Annotated in this window: 6 protein-coding genes and 1 pseudogene; 1 reads left to right on the top strand and 6 read right to left on the bottom strand. The window is 50.9% G+C overall.

Going from position 1 to position 4,431, the window contains the following annotated elements; translation table 11 throughout:
- From Q8O80_RS06110 to Q8O80_RS06095, 4 genes and pseudogenes are all read right to left on the bottom strand, one after another.
- A pseudogene (locus Q8O80_RS06110) lies at positions 1 to 876 on the bottom strand (hypothetical protein); the annotation flags it as partial.
- Between the two features lie 11 nt (positions 877 to 887).
- A complete protein-coding gene (locus Q8O80_RS06105; protein ID WP_305578003.1) occupies positions 888 to 1,532 on the bottom strand; it encodes a hypothetical protein in 645 nt (214 codons plus the stop codon).
- Between the two features lie 25 nt (positions 1,533 to 1,557).
- Positions 1,558 to 2,223, bottom strand: coding sequence for a hypothetical protein (locus tag Q8O80_RS06100; RefSeq protein WP_305578000.1), 666 nt, complete (start codon positions 2,221 to 2,223; stop codon positions 1,558 to 1,560).
- A gap of 80 nt (positions 2,224 to 2,303) precedes the next feature.
- A complete protein-coding gene (locus tag Q8O80_RS06095) occupies positions 2,304 to 2,927 on the bottom strand; it encodes a hypothetical protein (RefSeq protein ID WP_305577998.1) in 624 nt (207 codons plus the stop codon).
- A gap of 118 nt (positions 2,928 to 3,045) precedes the next feature.
- Here Q8O80_RS06095 and Q8O80_RS06090 point away from each other — a divergent pair, with 118 nt between their 5' ends.
- A complete protein-coding gene (locus Q8O80_RS06090; protein ID WP_305577996.1) occupies positions 3,046 to 3,345 on the top strand; it encodes a hypothetical protein in 300 nt (99 codons plus the stop codon).
- On the opposite strand, the gene Q8O80_RS06085 is transcribed toward Q8O80_RS06090, so the two are convergent.
- Positions 3,342 to 3,908: a hypothetical protein gene (locus Q8O80_RS06085; RefSeq protein WP_305577994.1), complete on the bottom strand. Its 567-nt coding sequence runs from the start codon at positions 3,906 to 3,908 to the stop codon at positions 3,342 to 3,344. The genes Q8O80_RS06090 and Q8O80_RS06085 overlap by 4 nt on opposite strands.
- A 25-nt stretch (positions 3,909 to 3,933) precedes the next feature.
- A partial coding sequence (locus tag Q8O80_RS06080) for a hypothetical protein (RefSeq protein WP_305577992.1) occupies positions 3,934 to 4,431 on the bottom strand: 498 nt, incomplete at its 5' end.

The raw sequence follows: 4,431 nt of genomic DNA, 5'->3' as shown, positions 1-4,431 counted from the left end.
GGATGCGCCGACATTGATGCTGTTTTTATTAAGTTCAAGATTATTTTGCATCTGCTGCATGAGCTGATCCAGTTGGGACTCATATCCCTTGAACCAGGGCTGGCGTTTCAAGTCATCGGCAGTTGCAAGCGAGCCGGTTGTCCAAGCGGAATTTGGGTGATGCTTCATCGCTTTCATTGCCGCCGTGATCAGTTGGACAATCGGGCTTTCGCTGTCAAGTTTTTCAGGAGCTTTGTTCTCAACCTCAGCCGCGTTTTCATAGGCGATTTGAGCACTGGCACGCCCTATCGCCCATTCTAACGATGACTTTTCTTCGCTGCTCACATTGTCCAATAAATGAATTCCGTTTTTAAATCCTTCTGCAAAGTTACTGGATGATGAGAGAAATGTCCCGGCTTTACTTGGGATATCCATCGCATACGCCACCTGTTGCCCCATTAAAATTTGAGCTAGAACTTGCTCATCTTTGGTGAACTGGCCTCCTTCGTTACTTCGAACTGCGTACAGCGAACGACGATCCAAACTCCCCAACAACTTATACAAGTCTTCCCCTTCTCGCTTATTAATGTCGAAGGGCTTGCCGCTGGCTTTCATGGCTGCATATTGGGAATCCATGCTGGCACGTGCATCGAGAGCCACTTGCCCGAAACTCTTCTGCCCACCTGTTACGGTCAGATCAGTTTTCGAGGCATTCATAGCCTGAGCAGTGAGCGTCACAACGACCCCCGTTGTCGGGGGCGCGGCGTTGTCGGCGGAAGCCGCCGTATTGCTCGCCAGTTGGTTTGCATCGGGCGCGACGGAATTGGCAACGGATCGCTGCGTAGCCAGATTTGACGTATTCGCGTAAGCGGATGTTACTGTCGAAATGACGGACATTTGAATTCTCCTTATGTTTTTACTCTACCCGATGCAGCACTTGGCTGGCTGCTCGCGAAATCGGAAGCAATCGGCCATGCCATCATTGCGCGGAAGCGCGCGGGTTGCTCGCCCTGCTGGTCAAATATTTTGAGAAGAATGTCTGACGGAGCTGTCCCTTTTGCCTTTTCCGAGCTGATCATGTCCCGCAATTGATTTTGGTAGTTGGCGGTTTGCTGGGTCACGTATGCTTTACTTTCCGCCGTCACGGGTTCCCCGCCCAAAAAACGACCGGGCTCTCCAGGCTTTGTCCCTGAACAATCGTATCCAACATCATGCCCTAAAGTGAAGTCGTGTTGAGCCCAAGATTCAACCTGCCCTGTCCACATGGGGTTTGATGGGTCACTCTGGATCATCAATTTGATCGCATTTCCTCCCGCAAATTTTTCAGCCATTGCTTGCTGAAAAGCATGGCTGCCACCAGCAGGAATAGATGATTGCTGCGTGGCGTTAGCAACGTTCTCCGCGAGCGCATCGCGTGCCGCTTGTGAAATCGTGGTGCTGCTGGCATTGGCCGCTGGTTCAGTCTGCGCAGTAGCAATTTTTGGTGCGCTGAATTTTCCGGTCGCGGCCAGAATCGACGACTGCATGGCGGCGATGATGTTTATGGTGGACATGTCATATCTCCTTGAAATTTTGTCACTACGATTTCACACTGCCGGACGCTGCATCCGGCTGGCTGCTCGCGAAATCGGCGGCAGTCGGCCATCCCATCATGGCGCGGAACCGTGCGGGTTGCTGCTCCTGAATATCCATTATCTTGATCCATATCTCACCCGCAGGCGTCCCTTTTGCCTTTTCCGATGTATACAGTTGGGTTGCCGCGTTCATGTAGCTGTGTACTTGCTTCTGTTGGTATGCCTGGCTTTCTGCCGTCACCGGCTCACCGCCCGTATAGTGTATTACGTCCTCCATCTTGGATAGATTTGCACTGGTCTTACCCCACGAAAGATCGATGCCCGCACCATTCCCCGTGCCAGGACTGAAATTTTTACTGGCCGCCTCGTCGAGAAATTTGGCATACAGAGAATTGTTCGGATCGCTCGCATACTGTGCACGGGCTTGATTCTTCCCTGCAAATCCTTCAGCCATATGTTGCATGAATCTCGCAGCAGCGCGCGGATCGTCGGAATAAGGAACGATTTTGTTTTCTTTGGCCACGAGGTCTTTTGCTGCTTGGGAAATAGTGGCGCTACTGTCATTGGCCGCGGGTTCCGGCTGAGCGGCAACAGTTTGCGAAGCGGCGGATTTGCCAGCCGTTGCCAGAATCGACGACCGCATGGCGGTGATGATGTTTACGGTGGACATGTCATATCTCCTTGAAATTATGTCCCTACGATTTCACACTGCCGGATGCCGCGCCAGTGGGAACAGTTAGGGTTTTTGAATTATGATTTAGCTACCTGCCCATCCCCATATAGATACTGAGGCGGTGTGCCGGGGGTATTGGTTGCAGCTTGGATACTTAATGGATCGGAAGCTGGCGGCCACATCATCATCGCTCGGAAGGCATCTGGCTGCTTGGCTTGCAAATCATATATATCGCTAATTAATTGACCCGGAGCTGTCCCTTTTGCCTTTTCCGTGTTGTACAGTTCAAGCACTTGATTCTGATAGATGGCATTTTGCTTTGTGAAATATGCCTGGCTTGCTACTGTTACTGGCGCACCACTTGCATAAATTGCGGGATCAGTAGCTTTGGCATCGATAGAAAGTAAACCACCGACTGGCGAGCCAGTCATTGAATTGTCATGGGCTAAATCATAAGCATATCTGGCTCCCCATGAGGGATCGCTAACAGCATTTGCTCGGTGTTGATTTTGCGCCCCCTGCGCTTGAGCTATTTGTTGCTCATAGCGCGAGTAAGTTGTGCCAGATGAGGAAATAGTAACGCTGCTGCTGGTATTGGCTTTAGACTGCGACGATGTAGCCGCAATTTGTTGGGCGGAGGATTTTCCAGTCGCTGCCTGAATCGACGACTGCATGGCGGCGATGATGTTTACGGTGGACATGTCATATCTCCTTGAAATTATGTCCCTACGATTTCACACTGCCAGATGCCGCGCCAGTGGGAACAGTTAGGGTTGTTTTTTTACAGTTGTCAATCGGGCTACGAGAAATGCGCAACCCATGACTACAAAGCAAAATATGCCGTATAAAGTCAGCTTTATATTGATTGGCATTTCCAATGGTTCCCATATTCTCAACCCATCATTTACTAGGAACACACTGACAAAAACGATGGCTATCGTGATTGTGAAGTATTTCTTTCCTTTTTTCTTGACCGAGAAAACAGACACAATTAACGCAACCAGTGAAATTAGCAACCCAAACACTGAGAAAACTCCAGGAACAATGCTAGGTGCAAGAGCGAATAACGCCAATGCGATTGCTAGCCAACCTGCCACCATGCTCATTTCAAAACCCTAACTACCACGCCACCCCCAACCAGTGGCATCAAGATAGTCTTGGGATTGTGAGTTCGTGAAATCAATCATCTTGACCAGGATCAGCAAGGGGTCTGTTCCATTTGCCTTCTCAGATTCATAGATTGCGAGCCGCTGCGCGTCGATTACCGAAGCCACTTTATCGAAGTTGTTTACATAGTCGTCACCTACGATTTGCCCTGTGGATGATAGCTTTCTTACACCCATCGCAACGTCACCGTTACCGCCAGGAACACCGGGTTGACCGCTAATATCGAAGAATATTGTGCTTGGTACGCTGGCCATACCATAGGCTATTTTTTCGGCGCTTGCGCTGTCAGAACTGGCCGACCTTATCAGTCTTTCCTGAGCGGGAGTTCTGGTCTGTGTCATATGGCTTTCGTCCGCGGCAAGTGCTTTGCCGGCACCGGATAGCGTTACCTGATCGGCATTTTTTGCCGTACCGGCAAGCAAGGACGCAGCCAACGCTGCTTGTTGAGTGGTGGATTTTCCAGTTGCGGCCAGAATCGACGACTGCGTGGCGGTTATGTTGTTTATGGTGGACATGTCATATCTCCTTGAAATTATGTCACTACGATTTCACACTGCCAGATGCCGCGCCAGGCTGGCTGCTCGGAAAATCGGCAGCTGTCGGCCACATCGACATTGCTCGGAAGCGCGCAGGTTGCTGCTCCTGTAAATCCAGCATCTTGATAAGAATGTCGCCCGGTGGTGTCTTCTGAGCCATTTCCGAGTTATACAATTGGAGCAATGCGCTCTGGTAGTTGCTTCCTTGCTGGGTGGCGTATGCCTGGCTCTCCGCCGTCACCGGCTCGCCGCTGGAATAACGCAGAATGCCGTCACCTCCCGATATCGTGCCTGTGATGTCGTAAAGCAGATCGGTATCTTTATTAAAAGTATGGTGCGCCATCTGGTCAGCCGTTTCTGCCCACATGGGGTTTGACGGGTCATTCGACATCATCGCGCGTTGCTGATTACGCCCCGCAAACCTTTCAGCCATGCCTTGTTCAAAACTAGCGCGGCTCATGGCGGCGGGTGAAATCGTGGCGCTGGTGGCATTGGCCTCAGG

This window comes from Devosia sp., assembly GCF_030689745.1.
In the GTDB taxonomy this organism is placed as follows: domain Bacteria; phylum Pseudomonadota; class Alphaproteobacteria; order Rhizobiales; family Devosiaceae; genus Devosia; species Devosia alba.
The sequence above is the reverse complement of the archived record's forward strand: the minus strand, read 5'-3'. Positions and strand labels throughout refer to the sequence as shown.